Annotated in this window: 24 protein-coding genes and 1 pseudogene; 13 read left to right on the top strand and 12 right to left on the bottom strand. The window is 65.6% G+C overall.

The window, feature by feature from the left end; all coding sequences use genetic code 11:
* Positions 1-2 precede the first annotated feature (2 nt).
* Positions 3-560 (top strand): SixA phosphatase family protein, encoded by a 558-nt coding sequence (locus AC1HIY_RS11615; RefSeq protein WP_479576905.1) that lies wholly within the window; start codon positions 3-5, stop codon positions 558-560.
* Here AC1HIY_RS11615 and AC1HIY_RS11610 read toward each other — a convergent pair.
* Both AC1HIY_RS11610 and AC1HIY_RS11605 read right to left on the bottom strand, forming a co-directional pair.
* The gene (locus AC1HIY_RS11610) at positions 523-1,590 is read right to left on the bottom strand and encodes an AI-2E family transporter (RefSeq protein ID WP_479576904.1); all 1,068 of its coding nucleotides are present in this window, start codon (positions 1,588-1,590) and stop codon (positions 523-525) included. The genes AC1HIY_RS11615 and AC1HIY_RS11610 overlap by 38 nt on opposite strands.
* A complete protein-coding gene (locus AC1HIY_RS11605; protein WP_479576903.1) occupies positions 1,574-2,134 on the bottom strand; it encodes a cyclic nucleotide-binding domain-containing protein in 561 nt (186 codons plus the stop codon). Before AC1HIY_RS11605 ends, AC1HIY_RS11610 begins: the two co-directional genes overlap by 17 nt.
* A gap of 115 nt (positions 2,135-2,249) precedes the next feature.
* On the opposite strand from AC1HIY_RS11605, the gene AC1HIY_RS11600 reads away from it, so the two are divergent.
* Together AC1HIY_RS11600 and AC1HIY_RS11595 are read left to right on the top strand one after the other, a co-directional pair.
* Positions 2,250-3,137 (top strand): ROK family protein, encoded by an 888-nt coding sequence (locus tag AC1HIY_RS11600; RefSeq protein WP_479576902.1) that lies wholly within the window; start codon positions 2,250-2,252, stop codon positions 3,135-3,137.
* 283 nt (positions 3,138-3,420) lie between these two features.
* Positions 3,421-4,827 (top strand): undecaprenyl-phosphate glucose phosphotransferase, encoded by a 1,407-nt coding sequence (locus AC1HIY_RS11595; RefSeq protein ID WP_479576901.1) that lies wholly within the window; start codon positions 3,421-3,423, stop codon positions 4,825-4,827.
* 167 nt (positions 4,828-4,994) lie between these two features.
* Here AC1HIY_RS11595 and AC1HIY_RS11590 read toward each other — a convergent pair whose 3' ends face one another.
* A complete protein-coding gene (locus AC1HIY_RS11590; RefSeq protein WP_479576900.1) occupies positions 4,995-6,818 on the bottom strand; it encodes a gamma-glutamyltransferase family protein in 1,824 nt (607 codons plus the stop codon).
* 69 nt (positions 6,819-6,887) lie between these two features.
* Positions 6,888-10,058 (bottom strand): VPS10 domain-containing protein, encoded by a 3,171-nt coding sequence (locus AC1HIY_RS11585; protein WP_479576899.1) that lies wholly within the window; start codon positions 10,056-10,058, stop codon positions 6,888-6,890.
* Between the two features lie 174 nt (positions 10,059-10,232).
* Between AC1HIY_RS11585 and AC1HIY_RS11580 the strand changes: the two genes are divergently transcribed.
* Complete coding sequence (locus tag AC1HIY_RS11580; protein ID WP_479576898.1) at positions 10,233-12,644, top strand: S9 family peptidase; 2,412 nt, start codon at positions 10,233-10,235, stop codon at positions 12,642-12,644.
* Between the two features lie 12 nt (positions 12,645-12,656).
* Here AC1HIY_RS11580 and AC1HIY_RS11575 read toward each other — a convergent pair whose 3' ends face one another.
* Positions 12,657-13,829, bottom strand: a complete 1,173-nt coding sequence (locus AC1HIY_RS11575) for a serine hydrolase domain-containing protein (RefSeq protein WP_479576897.1) — start codon at positions 13,827-13,829, stop codon at positions 12,657-12,659.
* Between the two features lie 35 nt (positions 13,830-13,864).
* A complete protein-coding gene (locus tag AC1HIY_RS11570; protein WP_479576896.1) occupies positions 13,865-14,191 on the bottom strand; it encodes a cupin domain-containing protein in 327 nt (108 codons plus the stop codon).
* 193 nt (positions 14,192-14,384) lie between these two features.
* On the opposite strand from AC1HIY_RS11570, the gene AC1HIY_RS11565 reads away from it, so the two are divergent.
* Positions 14,385-14,846: a universal stress protein gene (locus AC1HIY_RS11565; protein WP_479576895.1), complete on the top strand. Its 462-nt coding sequence runs from the start codon at positions 14,385-14,387 to the stop codon at positions 14,844-14,846.
* 19 nt (positions 14,847-14,865) lie between these two features.
* On the opposite strand, the gene AC1HIY_RS11560 is transcribed toward AC1HIY_RS11565, so the two are convergent.
* From AC1HIY_RS11560 to AC1HIY_RS11545, 4 genes are all read right to left on the bottom strand, one after another.
* Entirely contained in the window at positions 14,866-15,951 is a 1,086-nt protein-coding gene (locus tag AC1HIY_RS11560) for a response regulator (protein ID WP_479576894.1), read from the bottom strand.
* Between the two features lie 162 nt (positions 15,952-16,113).
* A complete protein-coding gene (locus AC1HIY_RS11555) occupies positions 16,114-16,983 on the bottom strand; it encodes an alpha/beta hydrolase family protein (RefSeq protein WP_479576893.1) in 870 nt (289 codons plus the stop codon).
* Between the two features lie 36 nt (positions 16,984-17,019).
* Complete coding sequence (locus AC1HIY_RS11550; RefSeq protein WP_479576892.1) at positions 17,020-17,718, bottom strand: hypothetical protein; 699 nt, start codon at positions 17,716-17,718, stop codon at positions 17,020-17,022.
* 233 nt (positions 17,719-17,951) lie between these two features.
* Positions 17,952-18,284: a HesB/IscA family protein gene (locus AC1HIY_RS11545; RefSeq protein WP_479576891.1), complete on the bottom strand. Its 333-nt coding sequence runs from the start codon at positions 18,282-18,284 to the stop codon at positions 17,952-17,954.
* 310 nt (positions 18,285-18,594) lie between these two features.
* Between AC1HIY_RS11545 and sufB the strand changes: the two genes are divergently transcribed.
* The 8 genes and pseudogenes from sufB (at position 18,595) to AC1HIY_RS11505 (ending at position 24,866) form a co-directional block, all read left to right on the top strand.
* On the top strand, positions 18,595-20,055 hold the full coding sequence (sufB, locus tag AC1HIY_RS11540; protein WP_479576890.1) for a Fe-S cluster assembly protein SufB: 1,461 nt from the start codon (positions 18,595-18,597) through the stop codon (positions 20,053-20,055).
* Between the two features lie 42 nt (positions 20,056-20,097).
* On the top strand, positions 20,098-20,862 hold the full coding sequence (sufC, locus tag AC1HIY_RS11535; RefSeq protein ID WP_479576889.1) for a Fe-S cluster assembly ATPase SufC: 765 nt from the start codon (positions 20,098-20,100) through the stop codon (positions 20,860-20,862).
* Between the two features lie 61 nt (positions 20,863-20,923).
* Complete coding sequence (gene sufD / locus AC1HIY_RS11530; protein ID WP_479576888.1) at positions 20,924-22,246, top strand: Fe-S cluster assembly protein SufD; 1,323 nt, start codon at positions 20,924-20,926, stop codon at positions 22,244-22,246.
* Between the two features lie 39 nt (positions 22,247-22,285).
* The gene (locus AC1HIY_RS11525; RefSeq protein ID WP_479576887.1) at positions 22,286-23,545 is read left to right on the top strand and encodes a SufS family cysteine desulfurase; all 1,260 of its coding nucleotides are present in this window, start codon (positions 22,286-22,288) and stop codon (positions 23,543-23,545) included.
* A 32-nt stretch (positions 23,546-23,577) separates the two neighbouring features.
* The gene (locus AC1HIY_RS11520) at positions 23,578-24,009 is read left to right on the top strand and encodes a SufE family protein (protein ID WP_479576886.1); all 432 of its coding nucleotides are present in this window, start codon (positions 23,578-23,580) and stop codon (positions 24,007-24,009) included.
* 41 nt (positions 24,010-24,050) lie between these two features.
* Positions 24,051-24,380 carry a DUF59 domain-containing protein gene (locus AC1HIY_RS11515; protein WP_479576885.1) on the top strand — a complete coding sequence of 110 codons (330 nt, stop codon included), beginning with the start codon at positions 24,051-24,053 and terminating at the stop codon, positions 24,378-24,380.
* 27 nt (positions 24,381-24,407) lie between these two features.
* A pseudogene (locus AC1HIY_RS11510) lies at positions 24,408-24,518 on the top strand (AAA-type ATPase lid domain-containing protein); the annotation flags it as partial.
* Between the two features lie 3 nt (positions 24,519-24,521).
* Entirely contained in the window at positions 24,522-24,866 is a 345-nt protein-coding gene (locus AC1HIY_RS11505) for a VOC family protein (protein ID WP_479576884.1), read from the top strand.
* A gap of 15 nt (positions 24,867-24,881) precedes the next feature.
* Here AC1HIY_RS11505 and AC1HIY_RS11500 read toward each other — a convergent pair whose 3' ends face one another.
* Both AC1HIY_RS11500 and AC1HIY_RS11495 read right to left on the bottom strand, forming a co-directional pair.
* On the bottom strand, positions 24,882-25,778 hold the full coding sequence (locus AC1HIY_RS11500) for a TPM domain-containing protein (protein ID WP_479576883.1): 897 nt from the start codon (positions 25,776-25,778) through the stop codon (positions 24,882-24,884).
* A 59-nt stretch (positions 25,779-25,837) separates the two neighbouring features.
* On the bottom strand, positions 25,838-26,722 hold the full coding sequence (locus tag AC1HIY_RS11495) for an HDOD domain-containing protein (RefSeq protein WP_479576882.1): 885 nt from the start codon (positions 26,720-26,722) through the stop codon (positions 25,838-25,840).
* Between the last annotated feature and the right edge of the window lie 125 nt (positions 26,723-26,847).

Genomic DNA, 26,847 nt, shown 5'->3' with positions numbered 1-26,847 from the left:
TCATGTCTTCCCCCTCAATCCGGACGCCCATGAAGATCCTCCGCCTCCTCGCCTTCGCCGCGCTCGCGCTTCTGTGCGCCCCGCCCCTCCGGGCCCAAACGCAGGAAGCCGCCGTCGTCTACCTCGTGCGGCATGCCGAAGCCGTATCGCCGGAGCTTCGAGAGGACCCGAAAAACCCGCACCTGAGCGAGGCCGGTCGTAGGCGCGCGGCGCACCTCGCCTACGTCCTCGGCGATGCGGGTCTCACGCAGATCCTGAGCACCGACTTCCACCGCACGCGCGAGACGGCGCGGCCGCTCGCCGAAAAGCTCGGCCTCGAGGTGAAGGCGTACGACCCGTACGACCTCCCGGGCTTCGCCGAGACGCTTCGCGGCATGCGCGGACGTTTCCTCGTCACGGGCCACAGCAACACCACGCCGAAGCTCGTCGAACTGCTCGGCGGCGATCCGGGCCCGCCCATCGACGAGCAGACCGAATACGACCGGCTGTACGTCGTCGTGCTCGGCCCCGACGGAACGCTCACTACGACGCTTCTCCGGTACGGCGCACCTGCGAAGTGAGGCCTCCGCCGAAGCGATACCGGCGGGCGCTCAGGGCGGTTTCTCGCGCGGCCACCTTGAGGATGGCCGCCGCCGGGATGGCAAGCAGCATGCCGAGCACGCCGAAGAACTTCCCTCCGATGAGCACCACGAGCAAGACCGTCACCGGGTGCAATTTCACGTTTCGCGCCACCACGAGCGGGTTGAGCACCAGGTTGTCGATGAGTTGAACGGCGATGAACGCCGCGATGATGGCGAGGCCCGTACGCAGCGGAGCGCCGCCCAGCATCGAGACGGCCACGGCAAGCACGGTGGCGAACACGGGTCCGAGGTACGGGATCAGGTTTGCCAGTCCCGCGACGATGCCGAGAATGAGGTACGAATCGACGTCGAGGAGCCACAGCGCCGCCGTCGAGAGCGCAGCCACCACGAGCGTCGTGACCAGCTTGCCGCGCAGATAGTTGCCCAGTTGCCGATCCATCTTGTGCAACAGGTTGAGCACGAACTCGAAGTACCGGTTCGGCGCCCAGGCGATGAAGCTTTTCCGGAGCGTGGGGCCGTCTTTGAGGATGAAGAACAGCAGGAACGGCACGAGGACGAGGTTGCCGAGGAAGGCGAGCACATCCGGCACGAACGTCACGGCGTTGCGCACGTGGTCGGCGACGAAGGCCCGGATGGCTTCGGAGAGGTCGAGGTCCACCGCGCCTGCGAACGCAAACCGGGTTTGGAGGAAACGTTCCGTCCGGTCGATGAGCGCGGCCACACCCTCCGGCGTGACGGCGCTCTGCAAGGCGCGCATCTGCGCGAAGGCGGGCGGCAGACACCAGAAAAGCGCGAGCCCTACGGCCGCCGCAACGCCGGTGAAGACCACACTCGCGGCGGCGGTGCGGCCCATCCCGCGCGCCTCCATCCTGCGCACGAGCGGATCGAGGAGGTAGGCCAGCAGGGCCGAGACGAGCGCCACCTTCACCACCGCGCCGACGGCGGCGAGCGCGTAGAGCACGAGGCCGAGAGCGAGCGTCCCCAGCCCTGCCTTAACCCATGGGTTCATGCGCATCCTCCCCGCCGCTTGTGTCCTCCCCGGGCAACGCCGCCCGAAGGCGCTCCACCTCCTCGTGCAAGGCCTGAAGCTCCCGATCCGCCCGGATGAGCCTCCGCCCGGCGATGCGGGCCAGCGGCAGGAGCACCTTCACGCCCAGCTTAGGGTCGCGGGCGAGCAGGCCGAGCAGTTCCGGCTGAAAGAAGCCCCACAGCGTGCTTGCCGTCTCGGCGCGCGCCGTGGCCGAACGCGGCGTCTCGTTCAGCAGCGCGATCTCGCCGAAGAAGTCGCCGTCGCACAGTTCGGAGAGCACCCGCCCCGTAGGCTCGTAGAGAATGGCGACGCGACCCTGTTCGATCAGGTACATGCCCACGCCCGGCTCTCCCTGACGGAAGATGACCTCCCCCGCCGCGTATTCCCGCCGGTACAGGATCCGTTCGACGGCGGCCAGTTCTTTCCGGCTCAGTTCCGAGAAGAGAGGAATGTTCCGGAGCAGCTCCCACGTGGCGAGCCTCTCCCCGTTCGACCGAAAAATATTATCCCAGATACTGCGCATGCCATTCCTGAAAGAAATCGATTACATTTTGTCCGGCCGGGTGTATATTGCCGTCCCTGAGCATGAAAACATACGGTATAACGAGCACAACATAAACCGGCCCTCACGCATGTCCGTGAACCTTCCGTCTCCCCTTTTCGGCGCCGTGGAAGCGGGCGGCACCAAGTTCGTCTGCGCCGTGGGGCGCGGCCCGGACGACCTCCCCGCCGTCACGCGCTTTCCCACGACCACCCCGGAAGAGACGCTCGCCCGCACGCTGGCGTTCTTCCGCGCGCAGCCGTCGTTGCCCGCCGCCGTCGGCGTCGGCTCTTTCGGTCCGGTGGATCCGGATCCGCACTCGCCCACGTACGGGCACATCACGCTCACGCCCAAGCCCCGGTGGTCGAACGTGGACGTGGCGGGGGCGCTTCGGGAAGGTCTCGGCGTGCCCGTAGCCTTCGACACGGACGTCAACGCCGCCGGCCTGGGCGAACACCGGTGGGGCGCAGCGCAGGGCCTCGACACGTTCCTGTACCTCACCGTCGGCACGGGCATCGGGGGCGGCGGGCTCGCCGGCGGGCGCCCCATGCACGGGCTCGTGCACCCGGAGATGGGACACATCTTCGTCCCGCGCGCGCCCGGCGACACCTTCGCCGGCGCCTGCCCGTTCCATGGCGACTGCCTCGAAGGCATGGCCTCCGGGTCGGCCCTCGAAGCCCGGTTGGGCCGCCCCGCCGCCGAACTGCCCGCCGACGATCCCGTGTGGCCCCTCGAAGCGCACTACCTCGCCTACGGCATCGCCAACTTCATCCTCACGCTCTCGCCGCAGCGCATCATCGTCGGCGGCGGGGTGATGCATCATCCCCGGCTGCTTCCCATGATCCGGCAACAGGTGCAGACGATCCTCAACGGCTACGTCAAGGCGCCCACCTTCGACGACCTCGACGCCTACCTCGTCCCCCCCGCTCTCGGCGACCGCGCGGGCGTGCTCGGCGCGCTGGCGATGGCGCAAGATCTGGCATAGTCGTATCTTCCCCGGGCACGCCGGGTCCTCCCTCCCGTCGGCGGGCGTCCGGCGTATGCCCCCCCTTTTTGCACTTCCTCAGGCTCCATCCCCCGACAGGCGCGTATGAGATAGGCTACGAGACGGCCGGGTTCGATCAAGCCGCGTCGGGCGCCTCACAGGGCGTATTGCGTTTTTCGCGCGCGTGCATGGATCCGCGATCCGCCCTGCACGACCCCCCCGGTCCGGCGCGCCGGATCGTCTCTGCCGTAATCCTCCCGTGTTCCTTCCTCCGTACGTCCCCATGCTGCAAGAGCAAAGCCGATTGTTTCAGCGGTTGCTGTTCTTCGCGGATTTCGTGCTGGTTGCGATCAGCTGGATTGCCGCGTATTACATCCGTTTCGACCTGTTGCGCATCCTCGGCGTATGGCCGCCGCCGGAGTGGGTGCCGCTCACGCGGTACCTCGGCTTCCTGCCGTGGGTGCTCATCGTCTCGACGTTCGTCTTCTGGGCCTCCGGGCTGTATGAACCCGACCGGGCGCAACGCCTGACCCGGCTCATCTACAGCGTCGTCAAATCAATGGGGCTCGGCTTGCTCGTGGTGGCGGCCACGCTCTCGTTCTATCGCGAGCTCAACTTCTCTCGCCTGCACATGATCCTCTTCGGCGCCATCACGCCGACGCTGATGATCGCGCTCCGGCTGATCCTTTACACGGCGCTGCGGCGGGCGCGTCAACAGGGCAAGTACCTCCGGCGCGTGCTCATCGTGGGCGCGGGCGACGTGGGGCGGCGACTCGAGGAAGCCTTCCGTCAGTACCCGTGGATGGGCCTGGAAGTGGTCGGCTTCCTCGACGACCACAAAACCGGTCCCGACATCCTCGGAACTACCGGAGAGGCGGCTGCGCTCATCGACCGCTTCGAGGCGGCAGGACGGCCCATCCACTACGTCTACCTCGCCCTCCCGCTCTCCGCCGCCACCCGCATCGAGATGATCACCGATGCGCTCTCGACCCGTCTCGCCCATGTCTGCCTCGTGCCCGACCTGCTCCAGTTCAACATCCTCAACAGCCGCGTCACGGACGTGGACGGGTTGCCGGTGATCCACCTCATCGACGAGACGCCGATGGAGTTTCGGCGCGTGATGAAACGCATCGTCGACGTCGTCTTCTCGGCTCTGGTGCTCCTCGTCGCCGCGCCCTTGATGCTCGCCATTGCGATCGCCGTGAAGCTGTCCTCGCCGGGGCCGATCTTTTACCGGCAGGAACGCATGGGGCTCAACGGCCACACGTTCCACATGCTCAAGTTCCGCTCCATGCCCGTCGACGCCGAGGAACGGACGGGCGCCGTGTGGGCCCGGCCCGGCGAGCCCCGCGCCACGAAGGTCGGCGCATTCCTCCGAAAGACCTCGCTCGACGAACTGCCGCAGTTCATCAACGTGCTCAAGGGCGACATGTCGGTCGTCGGGCCGCGCCCGGAACGGCCGGTGTTCATCCGGCAGTTCAAGGAACGCGTGCCCGGATACATGCTCCGCCACAAGGTCAAGGCCGGCATCACCGGATGGGCGCAGGTCAACGGCTGGCGCGGCGACACCTCCCTCGAAAAACGCATCGACTACGACCTCTACTACATCCAGCACTGGTCGCTCAAGTTCGATTTCAAGATCATGCTGATGACGCTCTGGAAAGGCTTCATCAACGAAAACGCCTATTGAACCAGCCGGGGCAGAGGAGTCTTCGAGCATCTTGTGATCGGCATCGGGCGCACGCTTCGGGATCGTCAAACGACCAGGGGGAAGAACGCCTTCCGTCGGGCGAGCGGCTCAAACGAGGCGCAAACGCCGGTCCGTGAACGGGTTGGGGCGTTTCTCAAACGCGCGATTCACCACGCGATGCCGTAGTCTTCGCCGTGGTGGCTGGAGCCGCCCCAGAACGAACCGTGTTTCCAGTCGAAGAAGAGGGCGTTGATGGGGCCGGAAGTGCGCTCGGCGGTGCGCAGCTCGTAGCCCATCGCGCGCAATTCTTTCCGCACCCACGGCGGCGTCGCCTCCTGGATGAGCAGCCGTCCGGGGCGCGACTCGTGTTGCCCGAACGAGCCTTTGAGCTGGAAGCTGTTGATGTTCGCCGCCTCGGCCGCCTCCTGCACGTTCATCCCGAACTCGACCACGTTGAGGAAGAACTGCAGCAGGTTCTGATCCTGGCTGTCGCCGCCCTGGACGGCAAACGAGAGGTATGGTTTGCCGTCTTTGAGGGCCATTCCCGGCGTGAGCGTGGCGCGAGGCCGCTTGCCCGGCTCGACGACGTTGAACGGGTTCTCCGCGGGGTCGAGGACGAAGCTCTGCATGCGCTGGCTCAGCCCCACGCCCGTGCGCCCGGCGATGACGGCGGGCACCCACCCGCCGCTCGGCGTCACCGAGACGACCCAGCCCTCCTCGTCCGTCGCCTCGATGGAGGTCGTGCCCGCGTAAAAATCGTCCTCGAAGCCCGCGTCGTCGGTCTGCACCGGGGTGGCGGCGGCCCACCGTTCGAGGTAGTCGAGATACGGGTTCGTCCCGCCCTGAAACGGATACGGGTCGCCGGGTTTGACGGCGGGATCGTTCTTCTCCCAGTCGATGTCCCGGATGCGCGCCTTCGCGTACTCCTTCGAGAGCAGCCCTTCGAGCGGCTCTTCCGGGGGGAAGTAGGGATCGCCATAGTAAAAATCCCGGTCGGCGAAGGCGCGGTTCATCACCTGATAGAGCGTGTGGATGTACCGGGCGGAGTTGTAGCCCATGCTCTTGAGGTCGAAGTTTTCGAGCATGTTGAGCATCTGAAGCATCACCGGTCCCTGCACCCACGAGGTGAGCTTGTATACCTCGATGCCCTTGTACGTGGTCATCACCGGCTCCTCGATGTGCACCTGCCAGTTTGCGAGGTCTTCCATGGTGATGAGCCCGCCTTCCTCCTGCACGGCGCGCACGAGTTCCTCGGCGATGTCGCCCTTGTAAAAGCGGTCGTACGCGGCATAGATCGCCTCTTTTCGGGTCTTCCCCTCGGCCAGCGCCGCCGCCTCGGCATCGACGAGTTTTTGGAGGGTGTTCCGAAGGTCGGGCTGGCGGAAGATCTCGCCCGCGTACGGCGCTTCGCGTTCCTCGCCGAGGTGCGGGAGGAAGACGTCGCGGGAATACTTCCACTGTTTGATGCGCTCTTTCTCCCGCTCGATGCGGTCGGCGGTCTGCGCTTCGATGGGATAGCCTTCGGCCATCTCCATGGCGGGCGCCAGCACGTCGGCCAGGCGCATCGTGCCGTACTCGGCGAGCATCACCATGAGGCCGCCGGGGGTGCCGGGCGTCACGGCGGCGAGGGGACCGAACTCGGGCGGGTACTTCATCCCCTGCTCTTTGAAGAACGCGGCCGTCGCGCCAGTGGGAGCCACGCCGAGCGCGTTGATGCCGACGACCTTGCCGGTGTGCGGGTTGTAGATGAGCGCCTGCGTCTCGCCGCCCCAGCTCAGCACGTCCCACATGGTGGAGGTGGCGGCGAGCATGGCGCAGGCGGCGTCTACGGCGTTGCCGCCCTGCTGAAAGATGGCGGCTCCGGCGGTCGCGCCGAGGGGCTTGCCCGTGATGGCCACCCAGTGCCGACCGTGAAGCACCGGCTTGGCCGTCCGCTGTCCGAACGCCGTCATGGGGAAAAGCAGGAGCAGGGTGAAAAGGAGACTTCGCATGGCAACTTCCTCATGGTCTCGTGTCTGCCCGGCGGCCTCGCGTGGATGCGCCGCCGGGCGCGTGAACGTTCAGGGTTTGTCCGCATCGATGACCACCTGCGGCACCGACTTCGCCATCTCGTTGATCGGGGCGACGTGCGATTCGAGGATCTGCCGGAAGGTCGCGTGGGCGGCTTCGGTCTCGGCGGTCAGCTCCGCGAGGCGTTTCATCTGCGGCTCGGTCGGGCGGGCGAAGGCCCCGTCGACGGCCCAGGCGAGCGAGCGGATCTCTTCGCGAAGACGCGGGCGCTGCCGGTAGCCCATGTTCGGCGGGGGGCGTGTGAGCACGTCGTCGCGGAAAGCGGTGATGGCCGTGACGGCCTCGTCGATGGCCGTCGCGAGGTCGCGCGGGGCGGGCAGTTCGGCGGGCCGGTCGGCGGTCGGCGGGCGGTCGCCCTCGAGGTGTTCGATCCGTCCCTTGAGTTCCTTCAACTGCCGGACGAGTGCGTCGCTGTCATTGATCATCCCGTGCGTCTCGGAGAGCAGCTCGGTGAGGGCCGCCACGGCCTCATGCGCGGCGCGGTAGTCGTCCATCGTCGCATCGAGGCGCGGGTCCGCACGCACCTCGACGGCGGCCGTGCGCGTCTCGCCGAGGGCTTCGAGCGTGGCCGTGTACGCGCCGGGCATGGCGCTCGGACGGAAGCTGCCGCGGAAGCCGCCGCCGCCCCCGCTCGCCAGCGGCGTCGGTCCCTCCTCCCGCAGATCCCACACGAGGCGGTTGAGCCCCGCCTTCGCCGTCGAGTCCGTGATGACGCGCACCGTGCGTCCGTCCGCGTCGGCAATGGTGAGCGTCACCGGCTCGGCCGGCGTCTCGGAGAGGCCGAAGTTGACGTACACGCCGTAGTCGGGATTCTTCGCGCGATAGGTGCGTTGCCCGAGGTTTTCGAGGCGGCTGTGCATTTTCCACTTCGTGGTCGGGCGCACGTCGAAGAGGTGCACGCGCTCGCCGCGCACGGCGGTCCACTCCTGCAGCGGGCGGATGTCGTCGAGCACCCAGGCGCCGCGCCCGTGCGTGCCCACGACGAGGTCGCCCGCGCGCGCCTGCACGCGGAGGTCGCGCACGGAGACGGGCGGGAGGTTGTTCCGGATCGAACGCCACGTCCGCCCCCGGTCCCACGAGGCAAAGATGCCGTGCTCCATCCCGGCATAGAGCAGATCGGGGTTGCGCGGGTCCTGCCGGACGACCTTCACGTAGTCGTCCTGCGGCAAGCCGGGGCTGAGGTTCGTCCACGTCCGCCCGAAGTCGGTCGTCATGAAGGCGTACGGGCGGAAGTCGTCCATGCGGTGATGATCGACGGCGACGAAGGCGGCGCCGGCGTCGTGCTCGGAGGCGTGGATCTTGCCCACCCAGCCGAAGCGGGGGAAACCGTCGATGTTCTTCGTCACGTCCTCCCAGGTTTCGCCGTCATCGGGCGAGAGCCACACGTGCCCGTCGTCCGTGCCCACCCACAGCACGCCTTCCCGCACCGGCGACTCGGCGATGGTGAGGATGGTATTGTAAAACTCGGCGGCGGTGTTGTCCTGATAGATCTCGCCGCCCGAAGATGCCTGTTTCGCCTTGTCGTTCTCCGTCAGATCGCCGCTCAGCACTTCCCACGTCTGCCCCCGGTCGCGCGTGCGAAAGACCACGTTGCCGCCGAAGTACACCTTTTCGGGATCGTGGGGCGAGATGAGGATGGGCGAATCCCAGTTGAACCGGTATTTGTGCTCGGCGATGGCGTCGCCCGCCGAGCCGGTGATCTTCGGATACGGATGGATCACGCGCTGATTGCCGGTTTTCGTATCGACGAAATAGATGACGCCGCCCTGCGAGTTGGCATACGCATAGCGCTCGTCGCCGGGGATGGGCACGGCGTAATAGCCGTCGCCGTAGGCGATGCCGTACCAGTCGCGCTTGAGGATGCCCGCCGTGCGGAGCGAGTTGCTCGGGCCGCACCACGTGCCGTTGTCCTGCAGCCCGCCGCACACGTAGTACGGATCGCGGTCGTCCACGTAGAGCTGATAGAACTGCGAGAGCTCGACGTTGTTGATGATGTCCCACGTCTTTCCGGCGTCGTGCGAGATCTGATAGCCGCCGTCGGAGCCGGAGAGGAGGCGGTTGGAGTTCATCGGATCGATCCAGAACGACTGGTGGTCGCCGTGAACGTCCTGTGCGATGCGCTCGAAGGTCTTGCCGCCGTCGGTGGATTTGACGAGGCGGCCGGAGAGCGAATACACCACGTCGGGGTCGTTCGGGTCGACGCGGATGTCGCTGTAATAGAAGGGGCGGAAGTTGATGTTGCGGTCGTCGTTGACCATGCGCCAGGTCTCGCCCCGGTCGTCGGAGCGGAAGAGGGTGCCCTCGTCGGGCGTCTCGGTGATCATGTAGACCGTGCTGGGCCGGCTCTGCGCCACGGCCACGCCGATGCGCGCCATCGGGCCTTTCGGCATGCCCGGACCGGTCAGCTTCGTCCACGTCTCGCCGCCGTCGAGCGAGCGGTAGAGGGCCGTCTGCTTACCGCCGTCGTCGAAACGCCAGGGGCGGCGGCGGAAGGTCCACATGCCGGCATAGAGGACCTTCGGATTGGCCCATTCGAAGTCGAGGTCGGAGCATCCGGTGTCTTCGTCGAGGTAGAGCACCTTGCGCCAGGTCGCGCCGCCGTCGGAGGTTTTGAAGACGCCGCGTTCTTCGTTCGGCCCCCACTCGCGTCCGAGGGCGCAGACCCAGGCCACGTCCGGGTCGTCCGGATGCACACGGATGCGTTTGATGCGCTCGGTTTCTTCGAGGCCGAGCTTCGCCCACGTCTCGCCGCCGTCGGTGGAGCGGTAGACGCCGCGTCCGTAGCCGACGCTGTTCCGGGGATCGCCCTCGCCGCTGCCGAGCCAGACGACCTCGGGGTTCGACGGGGCGATGCCGAGCGCGCCGACGGAATAGGCGTCCTGGTCGGTGAAGAGCGCCTCGAAGGTGACGCCGCCGTTGGTCGTCTTGAAGACGCCGCCGTCGGCTCCGGCCACGAAGAAGACGTCCGGGTTACCGGGGACGCCGGCGATGTCCGTGACGCGCCCGCCCATGTTCGCCGGGCCGATGGCGCGCCACTGCATGGCCGCAAGGGCCGAACCGTCGTCGCCCGACTGCGCGCGCGCGGCAGGGGGCGCAGACAGCAGGAAGAAGCCAAAAAACAGGCAGAAGAGTGCCCGGACGGGCCAGTGAGGGGAGCGCATGACCATACCTCTGCAATAGGTGGGAAGGAAACGAAAGAGCGGCGGTCGGGGCAGTATGGTAGCCGTTTACGGGGAGGGAGTCAAGACCCGGATATTCCGCCGGTTGCATCCTCCCGGCGCACTGCCTAAGTTCTCCCACCCCCTCCTTCGTCTCCGGCATCTTTCGAACCCGCCATGCGCAAACTTCTGGCTCTCCTGGCCCTCTCGACCCTCACGCTCCCTGCCGCCCTTCACGCACAAAAAGCCAACTTCGAACTCGCCGAAACCTTCACGACCCGGCGCATGGACAAGATGACGGGCAGCCTGTCCGTCGACGCGCAATGGATCAAGGGGGAGAACCGCTTCTGGTACGAATACGAGACGGGCGACGGCAAAAACTGGTACCTCGTCGACGCCGAACGACGCGCGAAAAAGCTCCTCTTCGACCAGGACGAGATGGCGGCGAAGCTGACCGAAACGTTCCACCGCCCCTTCAACGCGAAGGACCTCCCGCTCAAGGATTTCACGTACGACACCGAGCGGCGTCGCTTCAGCTTCCACGTCGACAGCATCCGCTTCACGTATCGCCTCGAGGACCGGGCGCTCGTCCGCGGCGATTCTCTGGCAAAGGAGCCGAAGGAAGACTGGGCCTCGTATTCCCCCGACAGCACCTGGATCGCCTTCGCCCGCCGACACGACCTCTACCTCATGCGCCGCAACGACCCGGACAGCACCGAGATCCGGCTCACCACCGACGGCGAACGCTGGTACAGCTATCAGGCCGACGACGGCGACACCACCTCGACGAAACGCCTCCGCGCCCGCGTAAACTGGTTCGAGGACGAGAAAAAGCTGTACGTCCGGCGGCAGGACCGGCGGGAGGTCGGCGACCTCTGGGTCATCAACGCGCTCAAAAAACGCCCGGAGCTGGAGACGTACAAGTACCCGATGCCCGGCGAGGAGCACGTCCCGCAGGATGAGATCTGGATCTTCGACGTCGAGCGCCGCAAGGGCATCCGCGTGAAGGCCGACAAGTGGAAGGATCAGGCGCTCGGCGGCGCGTACTTCAACAAGGGCGGCTTCTTCACCACCGAGCAATCGGACTACCTGTACTTCCTCCGCCGCGACCGCCTCTGGCAACACGTCGACGTGTGCAAGGCGAACACGACCACGGGCGAGGTGACGGTGTTGTGGTCGGAGGAGAGCAAGCCGTACTTCAACACCCGCTTCGCCGACCTCGCCATCCTCAACGAAGGCGAACAGTTCCTCTGGTGGTCCGAGCGCAACGGATGGGGCCAGCTCTACCGGTACGACGCCGAGGGCAACCTCGTCAACAAGATCACCGACGGCTATTTCAACGTCGGCGACATCGAGCGCATCGACACGCTCCGGCAGGTGATCTATTTCGAGGGCTTCGGTCGCGAGCCCGGCGTCCACCCGTACTATTCGATGAAATACCGGATCCACTTCGACGGGACGGGGATGAAGCGCCTCACCCCCGAGGACGCCACGCACTCGTTCAGCATGTCCGACCGGCACGAATACTTCGTGGACACCTATTCGCGGGTGGACCTGGCCCCGAAGTCCGTCCTCCGCGACGCCGAGGGGCGCGTGGTGCTCGAACTCGAAGCAACCGACCTCAGCCGCATGATCGAAGCCGGGTGGCGCATGCCGGAGATCTTCACGGTGAAGGCCAACGACGACGCCACCGACCTCTACGGCGTACTGTGGAAGCCGTTCGACTTCGACTCGACGAAGACGTACCCCATCATCACGTACGTCTATCCCGGCCCGCAGACCGAGCCGTTCCCCATCGGCTTCACCCTCTCCGGCTCCCGCGCGCGCACCGTGGCGCTGGCGCAGCTCGGCTTCATCGTCGTCGCCATGGGACAGCGCGGCGGAAGCCCCCTCCGCTCGAAATATTATCACAACTACGGCTACGGCGACCTCCGCGACTATCCGCTGGCCGACAACAAGTACGGCCTCGAACAGCTCGCCGCCCGACACCCGTACATCGACCTCGACCGCGTGGGCATCTTCGGTCATTCCGGCGGCGGCTTCATGTCCACGGCGGCCCTGCTCACCTATCCCGACTTTTACAAAGTGGCCGTCTCCTCCGCCGGCAACCACGACAACAACATTTACAACATGTGGTGGAGCGAGGTCCACAACGGCGTGAAGGAGAAAACGAAGAAGGTCGAGAAGAAAGAGGACGAGGAGAAAAAGGAAGACGAGCAAAAGAAAGAGGACGAGGAAGAACAGCAAAAGGAGGACGAACGGGAGCAGGCAGAGGAGATGACGGAAACCACCTTCGAGGCGCACGTGGAGACGAACGTCGAACTCGCAGGCAACCTGAAGGGGCGCCTCCTGCTCGTGCACGGAGACATCGACAACAACGTGCACCCGGCGAACACGATCCGCCTCGCCAACGCGCTCATCAAAGCCGGCAAGCGGTTCGACTTCATGATCATGCCCGGCAAACGTCACGGCTTCGGCGACTATACGCCGTACTTCGAGCGCATGATGTGGTATTATTTCGCCGAACACCTCCTCGGCGACTACCGCGCGAACGTCGACTTCAACCTCCCGGCGGACGAAGAGGAATGACCGGCGGGGCGGCTACTCTTCCACTGCCGCGAGCACCCGGCCGACGAGCCCGTCGAGTTGCCCCCGTTGGATCCATCGCGCCACGACGACGAGGTCGTGCTCGGGGTCGATGTAGACCATGTTCGTGCCCGCGCCGAGGTGCGCGAAGGCCGACGCGGGGGCGCTCGGGAGCATCTTTTGGTCGGTGTTGAGGAACCAGTTCATGAAGCCGTATCCGGGGTTCGGCCCCGTGGGCGTGGTGGCCCGCCGATACCATTCCTCCGAGAAGATCTGCCGGTCGTTCCACTGCCCGCGCCGGAGCGTGAGATACCCGAAGCGGGCCTGATCGAGCGCGGAGAGGAACATGCCGCCGCCCCAGTGCCCGCCGCCGCTCACCGACTGCATGCGCAGCCCGTCGAGCGTCACCCACGAGTTCTCGTAGCCTTCCCACCGCCACGTGTTCGACGCGCCGATGGGGTCCATCACGGCTTCGCGGAGCACCGCCGGCAACGGTTTCCGCCAGACGTGCAGCGCCGCGAGCGCGAGCACGTTGACGCGCACGTCGTTGTATTTCCACGCCGTCCCCGGCTCGGGCAGAGGTTGCGAGGGCCACGCCATCGGGTCGTTCCCCACGGGGCGGTCGGCCCACGACGGCTTGCCCCATAGCGTGCCGTCCCACGCGCTCGTCTGCCGGAGGAGGTGGTCCCACGTGATCTTCGCATTATGCTCGGAGTCGAAATGGTCGGTGGGCACGTAGTCGCGCACGCGGTCGTCGAGGTCGCGGATGAGCCCCCGGTCGTAGGCGACGCCGACGACGGTCGAGAGGAAGCTCTTCGTGACGCTGAAGGTCATGTCGACGCGCTTCGTGTCGCCCCATTCGGCGACGATGTATCCGTGACGGAGGATCAGCCCGGCCGCCCCGCCGCGCGGCTTCGTCGGGCCGATGACGTCGTTGTACGGCTCGCGGGCGAAGCTGAGCGCGACCATCATCGCGAGGTCGCGGGGCTGCGTACTCTCGTGCGCGAGCGCAAAGGCGACGGCCGAGTCCACCTTCGCCGCGTCCATGCCCACGTCGGCGGGGGCGCGGTGCTCCCACGCGCCGCGCTCGGGATAGTACACCGACGGCTGCGCCGCCACGGAGACGGCGCTCGCGGCGAGCAGGAAAACGACGAGCAAACGAATCGGCTGGAGGAGCAGGCGGGTCATGGCGTCAGACAGGGATGGGTAAGAGAAAAAGGCGTTCACGATGCAAAATGGAGGGCCAGCCAGACGGTCTCGGCGTCCGGGTCGGTCCACGCGACGCGGTGACGGCAATGGGCGGGCAGCAGGAGGTAGTCGCCGGGGCGGAGCGTCTTCGTCTCGGCTTCGCCCTCGACTTCGAGCCGCGCCGCGCCGCGAAGCACGAGCACCCACTCGTGCCACGACTGATCGTACCAGAACCCCGGCGGCGAGGCATGCCCCTTCGAGACGATCCGCTCCACGCGAAAGCCGGCGGCTTCGAGCAGCGTCTCGAACCGCTCTTCGGGCAGTTCCGAGGGGATGTTTTCGAACAGGTTTCCGCCGTCCATCCTGCGTGTGTTTCGCGGTTGCCGGAACGCGTGCATGCGGGCGGATCTATTTATGAAACGACGCCCTGAGATGCAATCCGGTCGGCCCTCCCGGAGCGGGCGCGGCCTTCAAAAAAGCGCGGCGGGCATTGAGCCTTGCCACGCGAAGATGTATCATGGAAGGCCCGCTCGCTCTCCCCAACCCCTTCCCTCCATGAAGCTCCTGTTTGCCGTTGACCTCACCGAACCGAAATCCGTGACCGGGGCCGTCGAAGCGCTCGCGCAGAAGCTCGACGCCGAACTGCTCGTGCTCCACGTCTATACGCCCACCCCGACCTCGCCCGTCCCCCTCGACCCGATGTCGGGCTTCGGGGACTTTTCCTACGTCGTCTTCGATCCCCAGGTGCAGGAGAACATCGAGAAGGCCGAAGAGCACGGATTTCAGGATTTCCTGGTCAAGCGCTTCACGCGCCCCGTCCGTCCCGAGCTGCTCAAGGGCGATCCCGCCGAGACCATTCTGGAGGAAGCCGACGCGCGCGGCGCCGACTTCATCGTGCTCGGGAAGCGTCATCACAGCCGACTCGAACGCCTGCTGCTGGGCAGCGTGACGCGCCACATCGCCGAGCACGCCACACGGCCGGTGATCCTGATGCCCATTCCGAAAGAGGAGGGGTGATCCGGGGCTCGCGGACGGCTCACGCCTCCGGCAAACGTTCCAGCCAGAAGGTGGGCAGAAGGTCCTCGGCGCCGACCGTTTCACGGTGTGAGGTCAGCCGGTCGATCATGGCCGCCGAAGGCGGAAGGTCGGCGAGCGCGTTCGTCAGATCGGCCTCCACCTCGCGCGCGGCGATGCCCAGCGGATAGACGGCCAGCGCGCTCCGCGGTTGAAGCCCCACCCACGTGTCGGTGAAGACGGCGTGCGGATCGACGCCGAGGAAGCTCCGATCGTGGCCGAGGGCGTGGACGCCGAGTTCCGTCACGAGCATCGGGCGGTAGTGCCCGCAGCCGGCATAGATCACCCGGTTTTGCGCCGGGTCCCACCGGATGAGCGTCACCGAAGCGAGCGTCTCCTCCATCGGAGGATCTTCGATCAACACCTCGTTCACGCGCCGGATCAACTCGGCGGGCGAATGGGCGGCATCCCGCATGGCGTGCATGACGCTGCGCACGTATGCGAGAAAGCTGAAGGCATAGAACTGCGCGCGGAGCCCTTTGCCCCACACGTTCCCGATAATGAAATAATACGCGCCCGAGGCATCCTTCATCCAGTCGAGCAGGTTGCCGCCCCGGTCCCCGTTCGGGATGTCCTGGGCGAAGATGCGAAAGCCGGGCGCCTCCGGCCAGTGCTCCGGCTTCAAACGTCGAGAAAACTCTTCCCCGATGCAGAGGTCGAGCCGTTCCTGGCTAAAACGGGCGCGCTCCAGCAGCCGGTCCACCCGCACCCGCAACTGCTCGAAGTCGAACGGCTTGGTGATGTAATCGTCGACGCCGGGACGCAGGCGCAGCGACGGCCCCTGGTCGTCGGGCAACGCCGTGAGAAAGATGAACGGGATGGCGCGCGTCTGCTCCCGGGTCTGCAAGGCCTCGTGAAGCGCCACGCCGCTCATGCGGGGCATCATGATGTCCGAAATGATCAGGTCGGGCGCGTGCTCGGCAATGCGCTCGAGGGCTTCTTCTCCGTCCGAGGCCGTGCGCACTTCGTACGTCTCTCCAAGATAATACCCAAGGACATCCTGAATGGAATCCTCGTCATCGACAATCAAAATGGAATAATTTTCCATGAGGGCACCTCCCGGGACAGAAAATTCCGAATTATAAATACTTATTCCGTCTTGCGGCACACAGGCACTGGATACCGACGCTATAGTCAAAAAGGGTACCACGTCCGCCAATCCCTTCGAGGAAAACTCCCGGGCGCCGATTATTACCCCGGAAAGGCGAGCTCAAAGGTTCTTTCGGAAGAACGCGCGTGTGGTTTCAAAAACCTCATGAAGGGGTGGGGGGAGCGGACCTGAGAAAGGATGGCGACCGCCGAAGGTGTGCCCGCCGGAGGCTTTGACGAAGCGGGCGTGCGGGGCGGCGGCGTGAAGCGTCTCAGCTTCGGCGAAGGGCACCGCCCGGTCGTCGCGGGCGTGCACGAGGAGCCACGGCACGGCCATGCGCGCGGCGGCGGCGCGGACGTCGAGGCGTTCGCGATGAGCGAGGGCGTCGTCGTAGAGCGTGCGGTTGAGGCGCATCACCTGCCCCGTGCGCGCATTGACCACCTCGACGTAGCCCTGCTTTTCCCACCGTGCGATTTGTCCGGGCGTGAAGCGTTCGACGAAGCACGACACCGCATTCCACGTCGCCAGGGCACGGACGCGGGCGTCATCGGCGGCCTGAAGAAGGGCGATGCCGCCGCCGCGCGAGTGCCCCATCAACCCGATGCGCGCGGGATCGACGGGGGCTTCCGGCAAGCGGCCCTCCGCCACGGCAGCGAGCACCGCGTCGAGGTCGTCGAGTTCACGCGTGAGGGTGTTCTCGGCAAAGCGGTCGAGCCGGGTGAAGGTGGTCGGATGCTCGGGCGCGACGCCGTTGTAGGAGAAGTTGAACGTCACGGACACGAACCCGGCGCGGGCGAGCGTGCGCCCCCACTCGGGAAACATCCCCCAGTCCTTGAAGCCCTTGAACCCGTGGCACACCACCACCACCGGACGCGGCGTTTCGGAAGGATGAAAGCGAACATCGCCGTAGACGGCGTCGCCGCGGCCGTTCTCGATCTGAAAGGGAATTTCGTGAAGCGGCGTTTCCACCGTCGAGGCTCGATCACTCATGAGGGTGCGCATCTGCGGCAGGCGGCTCCGCCCCGCTCACTGCCCGTTGATGAAGTCAATGAATTCCTGCGCGTGCACGCGATAATACGTGTTCGTTTCATGACACCCGTCGATGGTCTGGCTGCGCTCGAGCGCGGAGAAGGGCGGCAGCGCGACGACGTTGTCGAAATCCACCACCAGTTCGCTCACGAGGAGGGCCGAGGTGGCCGGGCCGCCGGGCCCGGAGATGTCGCAGACGTGCCCGTCGTACGGGGTCATGGGCGAGAGGTAGACGGTCTTTCCGGGCCACTGCCGCTGCAGTTCGGCCAGGATGTCGTGGGCCAGCTCCCGTTGCCGTTCCGAAGGCGTGAAGGCTTCCTGCCCCCGAATCCCGACCTGCCACCACACGGCGTCGATGCGCCTGTTCCGGCTCTCTTCGTATTGCCGTTGCGCGGCCAGCGCGCCGTCCACATACGCGGTCATGCTTCCTCCCTGCGGCTCCTCCACCATCAGCTTGAAACCGTCGCGGGCGACGTCGGAGGGCGGGAACCAGTCCGGCTCCATCAGCCGATTGACGGCGTCGGCCACGCCGCGCGTATTGCTATATCCGGCCACCAGGAAGGAAGGCGCCTCCTCGCCGCCGCTCGCGTCCGGCCCCGCCGGATTGCCGTCGCCGCCGCAACCCGGCAACATCAGAAGGAGCAGACTCGCCAGCGCGCCGAGCCATCCATTTATGTTCAACGTGTGATGCTTCATCGGTCAAGCCCTGTGTGCATGAGAGAGACGATCCGGTACCGTTCACACCAGACCGTCAAAATCTGCACCGGACGCATCGTCCATTCACGCCGATCCTGCCCCTATTCTGTCGCAAAAAGGGCGCGCTTCGTGACAGGACGCGGCCGACGCCGGGACCGGCGGGGCGCATCCAAGGAAAAACCCGAGGCCAAATCGGCGTCGGGTCGCGTTTTTCCCCTTCCGTCAACGGACGTTCACAGGCTGAACGATTCGCCGCAGGCGCACGTCCGGGTCGCCTGCGGGTTCATGAAGTGGAAGCCACGTCCTTCCAGCCCATCGGTGAAGTCGAGCTCGGAGCCTTCGAGGTAGAGCGCGCTCCTGGCATCTACGGCCACGCGCACGCCCTCCAGCTCGGCAACGTGATCGTTATCCTGAACGGTGGTGTCCCATCCCAGGTCATACGTCAAGCCGGAGCAACCGCCGGGGACGACGACCACGCGGAGCACCGTGCCTTGCAAATCAACCCCTTCCTGCCGCGCTACCTCGCGGATTTTGTCCAGCGCGCGCCCGGTTATCGTCAGGTCCATAAGTGTTTCCGTCGGTCGGTGTGAGACAAGCTTTATCGGGAGGGTGCATACCCTTCGAATCGGGTCCGGGTTTCCTCGTTAAAGTCCGGTTAAGGAGGGAACGGAATGCCTGCGCGCGCGTGATGTATCCGAACGTTGCCAGCTCTTACGATCGTAAACACCGGTTTACGAAAGACCACCGCCCCCGCCCCCCTTTTCCCTTTTTCTACTTTCAGGAATGGCATCGCGATCGTTATATTAGAATCAGTCTAAATAAACAGTACCGGGATTCTCCACCGCCCTTTTCACGATTTCATCCGATTCCCACACCATGAGCTCTACGGAAACCGAATTCCTGCAGGAAGTTGCCGACAGCGACTACAAATACGGCTTCGTGACGCCCATCGAGGCCGAGACCGCGCCGAAAGGGTTGAACGAGGACACCATCCGTTTCATCTCTGCGAAGAAGGAAGAGCCGGAGTGGATGCTCGAATGGCGTTTGAAGGCGTTCCGCCACTGGCAGTCTCTTCTGGAAAAGGAGGCCTATCCGCGCTGGGCGCACCTCGAGTATCCGGAGATCGACTTCCAGGGCATCAGCTACTATTCCGCGCCTCGAACGACGCCGAAATACAGCAGCCTCGACGAGGTCGACCCGCAGTTGCTCGACACGTTCAGCCGGCTCGGCATCCCGCTCGAAGAGCAAAAAATGCTGGCCGGCGTCGCCGTGGACGTGGTGATGGACAGCGTCTCGGTCACCACCACGTTCAAGGCGGAGCTCGAAAAGCTCGGCATCATCTTCTGTTCCTTCGGCGAGGCCGTGCGCGAGCATCCGGACCTCGTGCGCAAACACATCGGCTCGGTGGTGCCGTACACGGACAACTTTTACGCCGCGCTCAACTCGGCGGTCTTCTCCGACGGCTCGTTCTGCTACATCCCGAAGGGCGTCCGATGCCCGATGGAGCTCTCGACGTATTTCCGCATCAATGAGGCGGGCACGGGCCAGTTCGAGCGCACGCTCATCATCGCCGAGGAGGGTTCGTACGTGAGCTACCTCGAAGGCTGCACCGCCCCGATGCGCGACGAGAACCAGCTCCACGCCGCCGTCGTCGAGATCATCGCGCACAAAGACGCCGAGGTCAAGTACTCGACCATCCAGAACTGGTATCCCGGCGACCAGGAGGGCCGGGGCGGCATCTACAACTTCGTCACCAAGCGCGGCATCTGCGCGGGCGACCACGCCAAAATCTCGTGGACGCAGCTCGAGACCGGCTCGGCCATCACGTGGAAGTATCCGAGCGTCATCCTCAAGGGCGACCATTCCGTCGGGGAGTTCTACTCGGTCGCTTTCACCAAAGGATACCAGCAGGCGGACACCGGCACGAAGATGATCCACCTCGGCAAGAACACGCGGAGCACGATCATCTCGAAGGGGATCTCGGCCGGACACTCGAACAACAGCTATCGCGGTCTCGTCAAGATCGGCAAGAACGCGGCGAACGCTCGCAATTTCTCGCAATGCGACTCGATGCTCCTCGGCTCGACGTGCGGCGCGCACACCTTCCCGTACCTCGAAATCAGCAACCCGACGGCCCAGGTCGAGCACGAAGCGACGACCTCGAAGGTGGGCGAAGACCAGATCTTCTACTGTAAGCAGCGCGGCATCAGCGAACAGGACGCCATCAAGCTCATCGTCAACGGCTTCTGCCAGGAGATCCTCACGAAGCTGCCGATGGAGTTCGCCGTCGAGGCCCGCAAGCTGCTCGACATCGAGCTCGAAGGCTCCGTCGGATGAGCCGCCGCCCTCCTTTTTGAACGTTCAACCGAAAAAAAAGCAATGCTTGAAATAAAAGACCTCAGAGCAAGGATCGAGGACCAGGAGATCCTCAAGGGCGTCAACCTGACGGTGAAGCCGGGCGAGGTGCATGCCATCATGGGGCCCAACGGCTCGGGCAAAAGCACCCTGGCCTCGGTGCTGGCCGGGCGCGAGGAATACGAAGTGACCGGCGGCGAGGTGTGGTACGACGGCAAAAACCTGCTCGACATGGAACCCGACGAACGCGCCCGCGAAGGCGTCTTCCTTGCGTTCCAGTATCCCGTCGAACTGCCGGGCGTGAGCATGTCGAACTTCCTCAAGCAGGCCGTCAACGCCGTGCGCGAGCACCGGGGCGAGGCGCCGCTGAGCGCCGTCGAATTTCTCAAACTCATGAAAGAGAAGGCCGCGCTCGTCCACCTCGATCCGAGCCTGAAACGCCGCGCCGTCAACGAAGGCTTCTCCGGCGGCGAGAAGAAGCGGAACGAGATCTTTCAGATGGCCATGCTCGAACCGAAGCTCGCCATCCTCGACGAGACCGACTCCGGCCTCGACATCGACGCGCTCCGCATCGTCGCCGACGGGGTGAACCAGATGCGTTCGCCCGAACGCGCCTTCCTCGTCATCACCCACTATCAGCGCCTGCTCGACTACATCGTCCCGGATATCGTGCACGTCCTCGTGGACGGGCGCATCGTCAAATCCGGCGGCAAGGACCTGGCGCTCAAGCTCGAAGACCTGGGCTACGACTGGGTCAAGGAGCAAGCCGACGTCGAAACTCTGGCGTGAGTCCGAGCGCACGGCCGCCACGGCTGCGCGCCTGGACTTTGCCCTTAATCCATAGATTCCCATGCAAACGACGACAGAACGCATCGAGCGCCCGGAAGACCGGTTTCTGGCGGCTTTCGAGGTGCACGCGGGGCACGCGCTCAACGGGAGCGGGCCGCGCATGCAGGCGCTCCGGCGCGAAGCCCTGACGCATTTCGCCCGGCTCGGTTTTCCGGAGCGGAAGGCGGAAGCCTGGAAATACACGAACATCGGCCGGAAGCTCGCCCACCCCTACGCGCTCGGAGCGCCGACGCCGACGCTCACACCCGACGACCTCACGCCCTACGCGATCCCCGACCTCGACGCCGCGCGTGCGGTGCTCGTCAACGGGCATTTCGAGCCCGGCCTCTCTTCGCTCGACGGGCTGCCCGACGGCGTGGTGGTGACGGGCCTGGCCGAAGCCGCAGAAGCGCACCCCGAGCTGTTCGACCGCCACTTCGCCCATTATGCCGACTACCGGAGCGAGGTCTTCACGGCGCTCAACACCGCCTTCATGCACGACGGCCTGTTCGTCTACGTGCCGAAGAACACCATCGTCGAGCGACCGATCCACGCGCTGAGCCTGCTCGACACGGACGCCGACCTTTTTCTCCAGCCGCGCCTGCTCGTCGTCGTCGAGCGGGGCGCGCAGGTGCGGTTCATCGAGAGCCGCCACGCGCGCACCACGACGCAGACGTTCACGAACGGTGTGACGGAGATCTTCGTCGGAGCGAACGCGCACGTGGACCTGTTCACGCTTCAGGACGAGGGCGACGCCGCCACGCAGGTGGCCGCGCGCTATGCCTATCAGGAGGCGGACAGCTACCTCGCCACGAGCACCATCACGCTCAGCGGAGACGTCGTGCGGAACACGCAGAACTACCTCCCCAACGCGGAGAACTGCGAGACGCATCTGCGCGGCCTCTTTCTCGGGCAGGGGTCGATGCACGTCGACAACCACACGCTCGTCGACCATGCCCGTCCGCACTGCTACAGCAATGAGCTTTTCAAAGGCATCCTCGCCGACCGCGCCACCGGCGTCTTCAACGGGAAGGTCTTCGTCCGACCGGACGCGCAACAGACGAATGCGTATCAGGAGAACAAGACCGTCCTGCTCTCGGAGGCGGCGCGGATGTATGCCAAACCGGAGCTCGAGATCTATGCCGACGACGTGAAGTGCAGCCACGGCGCGACCACCGGCCGGCTCGACGCCGAGGCGATGTTTTACCTCCGCACGCGCGGGCTCACGGAAGGGCGGGCGCGCCGGATGCTGCTGCTTGCCTTCGCCCGCGACGTGATCGACGAGATCGCCGTCGAGCCGCTCCGCGCGCATCTCGACCATCTGATCGAGCGCCGCCTGCCCTGAGCGCCGGCTTCGACCCCATGACCAAACGCCGAGGTCGCCATGCCGACCGCTGATATGCTTCCGACGTCTGAAACCACCGCCGCCTTCGACGTGGCGCGCCTGCGGGCCGACTTCCCGGCCCTCCATCAGGAGGTCTACGGAGCGCCGCTCGCCTACCTTGACAACGCCGCCACGACGCACAAGCCGAAGGTGGTGATCGATCGGCTGCGCGCTTTTTACGAGCGCGAGAACAGCAACGTCCATCGGGGCGTGCACTTCCTCAGCCAGCGCGCCACCGAAGCCTACGAAAACGCGCGCGCGAAGGTCGCCCGGTTCATCCACGCGGCGCACACGCACGAGGTCGTCTTTACGCGCGGCACGACCGAGGCCGTCAACCTCGTGGCCGACAGCTACGGGCGGCTGGCCCTCTCGCGCGGGGACGAGATCGTCCTCTCGGCGATGGAGCACCATTCGAACATCGTGCCGTGGCAACTGCTGTGCGAGCGCACGGGCGCGCGGCTCCGCGTCATCCCCGTCGACGACGCCGGAGCGCTCGTCTATGACGAATACCTCCGGCTGCTCAACGAGCGCACGAAGCTCGTCGCCGTGGCTCACATCTCGAACACCCTCGGCACGATCAACCCCGTGCGCCGGATGATCCGCGACGCGCACGGACTCGGCATCCCCGTCCTCGTCGACGGCGCGCAGGCCGTGCCCCACATGCGCGTCGATGTGCAGGCCCTCGACTGCGACTTCTACTGCTTCTCCGGCCACAAGATGTTCGGCCCTACCGGCATCGGCATCCTCTACGCCCGCGAGACGTGGCTCGAGCGCATGCCGCCGTATCAGGGCGGCGGGGACATGATCGAGACCGTCTCCTTCGACGGCACGACGTTCAACGAGCCGCCGCACAAGTTCGAAGCCGGCACCCCGAACATCGCCGGAGCCATTGCCCTCGGCGCAGCCATCGACTACCTCGACGCCCTCGACTTCGAGGCCCTCGCCCGCCATGAAAAGGACCTGCTCGACCATGCCACCGTGCGCCTCGCCGAGATAGAGGGGCTGCGTCTCGTCGGGACGGCGGCGGAGAAGGCAAGCGTGTGCTCGTTCCTGCTCGGCGACGTGCATCCATACGACACCGGCGCCATCCTCGACCGCCTCGGCATCGCCGTGCGCACCGGGCACCACTGCACGCAGCCGCTCATGCAACGCTTCGGCATCCCCGGCACGGTCCGCGCCTCGTTCGCCTTCTACAACACGAAAGCCGAAGTGGACCGCCTCGTCGAAGGGCTGCGCAAAGTCCAATCCATGTTCGCATGAAAGGCGCCCCTCGCGGCCGCCACCGGAGCCTTATGACCAACCACGACACCATCGAAGCGCGGGCCGAGGAGATCGTCGAGGAGTTCGAGCTTTTCGACGACTGGATGGGCAAATACGAGCACCTCATCGACCTCGGGCGCGCACTGCCGGTGATCGAGGATGCGTACAAAACGGACGCATACAGGATTCGCGGCTGCCTCTCGCAGGTCTGGCTCCGGGCCGAGCGCGAAAACGGACGCATCGTCTTCAAAGCCGACAGCGACGCCATGATCACGAAGGGGCTGATCGCGTTGCTCGTGCGCGTCTTCAACGGCCAGCCGCCCGAGGCCATCGCCCACGCCGACCTTTCCTTCCTCGACCGTATCGGGATGAAGGAACACCTGTCGCCGACGCGCAAAAACGGCCTCGACGCGATGATCAAACAGATGAAGCGGTACGCCGTCGCGCTAAACGGGAACGGATGACGCCCCGACAGACCGGGCGGCGCCCTCAAGCCTAGAGAACCATGACCGAGATACACGATCATTCACCGGACGAACTCGCTCCGCGGGTCGTCGAGGCGATCCGCCAGGTCTACGACCCCGAGATCCCGATCAACGTGTACGATCTGGGCCTGATCTACGAGGTGCACGTCTACCCGGACAACGGCGTCTTCGTGAAGATGACGCTGACGGCCCCGAACTGTCCGGCGGCGGGCACACTCCCGTACGAGGTGGAATCCCGGATCAAAGCGATCCCCGAGGTTACCGACGTGCGTCTGGAACTGACGTTCGACCCGCCCTTCACCCTGGAGATGATGTCGGACGAAGCCAAGCTCGAACTCGGTTTCCTCTGAGGCCGGTCCGGCGCGCCCCCGGCCTCCATCACCAAAGACGCCCTGGACGCCCTCCTCCGATACGACTGGCCCGGAAACGTCCGCCAGCTCCGCAACGAGATCGAGCGCGCGCTCGTCTATGCCGGAAGCGAACCGGCTCCGATGATCGATTACGACGACCTCTCGCCGGCCATCCTCGAAGCGGCCAGACGGCCTCCGCACCCGACCCCGAACGACGCACACGACCGCATCCTCAGCCCCGACTATCACCTCGACGACCTGCTCGCCGACACCGAGCGCACCCTCATCGAGATGCCGGAGCTGGCGCATCCGTCCATCCCCGGCCGAGGCGGCCTTCATCACCTTGGCTTCCGTCTGCCCCTGCAACGGTGGCACGCCCTCCGCTCCCGCCTCGACGCCGCCTCGTATCCGTATCGGGAAATCCGGAACCGCCTCTTTCTCCGCGACGCCGACGGGCTGTTGCTCGAAATCGAGCAGGCGCTCTGACGCACAACCGTCCCCTCACCATCCGCCCGAAGCGCCGCCCCCGCCGAAGGACCCGCCGCCGCCGCTGAAACCACCGCCGCCCCCGCCGAACGCACCGCCGCCGAACACATTGCCGCTTCCTCCCCGGAACGTGAACGGCCCCACCTTCGTCTGCTCCCCCGCCTTCATCCGCTCGATGGCGGCCTGCACCCTGGGATGCCGCGTCAGGATGAGGAACCCGACGACGTAGACCGCAAACATCCCCCAGCCGCCATACGGACTCCCGAAAAAGATCATGCCGGGCGCCCAGAAGAAAGGCATGAGAAAGACGAAGAGGAACCACCGCGCGCACCCGTACGAGAAGAGCGCGAAGAAGGCGAAGAGGAGCGGCAAGATCATAAAGAGGATGCCCATCCAGAACGGCGGCGCGCTCGCGTCGTCTTCCGGAGGCGTGTACGTGCCCTCGAGGGCCCCCACCACGGCGCGCGCGCCCGCAAGCACACCCCCGTTGAAGTCGCCTTCCCGGAAGCGGGGCGTCATCTCGTGACGTATGATGCGCGCCGCCGTCACGTCCGGGAGCGCGCCCTCGAGTCCATAGCCCACCTCGATCCGGATCTTCCGGTCGCGGTAGGCGATCAGCAAGAGGACGCCGTTGTCGAACGCGGAAGTGCCCAGTTTCCACGTCCGCGCCACGCGCAGGCTGTACGCTTCGAGGTTTTCGCCGTCGAGCGAGGGAATGGTCAGCACCGCCACCTGGTTGCTCGTAGCGGCTTCGTGAGCGGCGAGCAGGGCTTCGAGCGTGCGTTCCGTCTCCGGCGTGAGAAGGTCCGCCCGATCGACGACCCGCCCGGTGAGCGGCGGCACGGGCTTTTGCGCCCGCACCCCCTCCACGCCGAGGCTCCACAGAAGCGCCACGCAAAGAAAACGGATCATCGGTTCTCGACAGATCGGATGAGCAGGGCGGCGAGAGGACCGGAAGGACGCCCCCGGCGCTATATCGACTCAATATAACGCGCGGCGCGGGACCGAAGGGAGGACATCAGCGCCGTCAGCTCCTCCGTCGTGACCGGCAGCCCTTCGGCGAGCGCGTCGAGGGCAACCGAGGGCGCGAAGGGCGGGGCGTCCGGGCCAAGGCGGCACAGCGTCTCGGCCGCCGGGACGCTCACCGCGAGGACGTGCGCCAGCGGTTGCAGCGCTTCGTCTTCGAGCATAGCGGGGGCCCGATACGCCCCCAGCACCTCCCCGATCGCCGGCGGAAGACTCCACCGATCACAGGCCTGCACCGCCAGCGACACGTAATCACGGCCGAAGATGCATTGCTCTCCCGCCGCCGACGGCGCGCCGCCCGTCTCCGTCGTTTGCCACAGCGCCTCGTACTCGTCCGGCGAGTTGTAGAGCAGCACCAGCCGACCCACGTTGTGGAGCAGCCCCACGGTGAAGGCCGTGTTCCCGTGCGGCACGTCCCAGTGAAGCGCCAGTTCCTGCGCGTAGAAGGCCGCCGCCAGGCTCTCCCGGATGATCTGATGGAAGATGTCCCGCTGTTCGTCCGAGCTCAGAATCTCGCGCAGTTCGAGCATGGCCGCCGTCAACACCAGGTTGCACACTTCCTGGAAGCCGAGCAAAAAGACCGCCTGCCGCACGGCCGTCACCTCCCGGCTCATGCCATAGTAGGCCGAGTTGATCCGTCGGAGCACGCCGGTGGCCACTACCGGATCGGCGTGCGTGAGCGCCACCAGACGCGGCGTGTCCGGCACGTCGCCCTGTTCGGCGAGCAAGATTGAAACCTCGGCGACCGTCTTCGGCAACGGGGGGAACTTGAGATCAAAGTCCGGCCCGCGACGATCCCGAAGCGTGGAAAGGGCATGCTGCGCTTTCATCCTTCTCCCCCGGATAACCATTGATGAGACGAAGCAAGGGATTCCGGGAGTATCGACCGTCGCGCGTCGTTTCTAAACCTCGACGCCGCGCCCGGCCATCGACGCCGGTCCGCCCGCGTGCCTCT

Source organism: Rhodocaloribacter sp. (assembly GCF_056451265.1).
The sequence above is the reverse complement of the archived record's forward strand: the minus strand, read 5'-3'. Positions and strand labels throughout refer to the sequence as shown.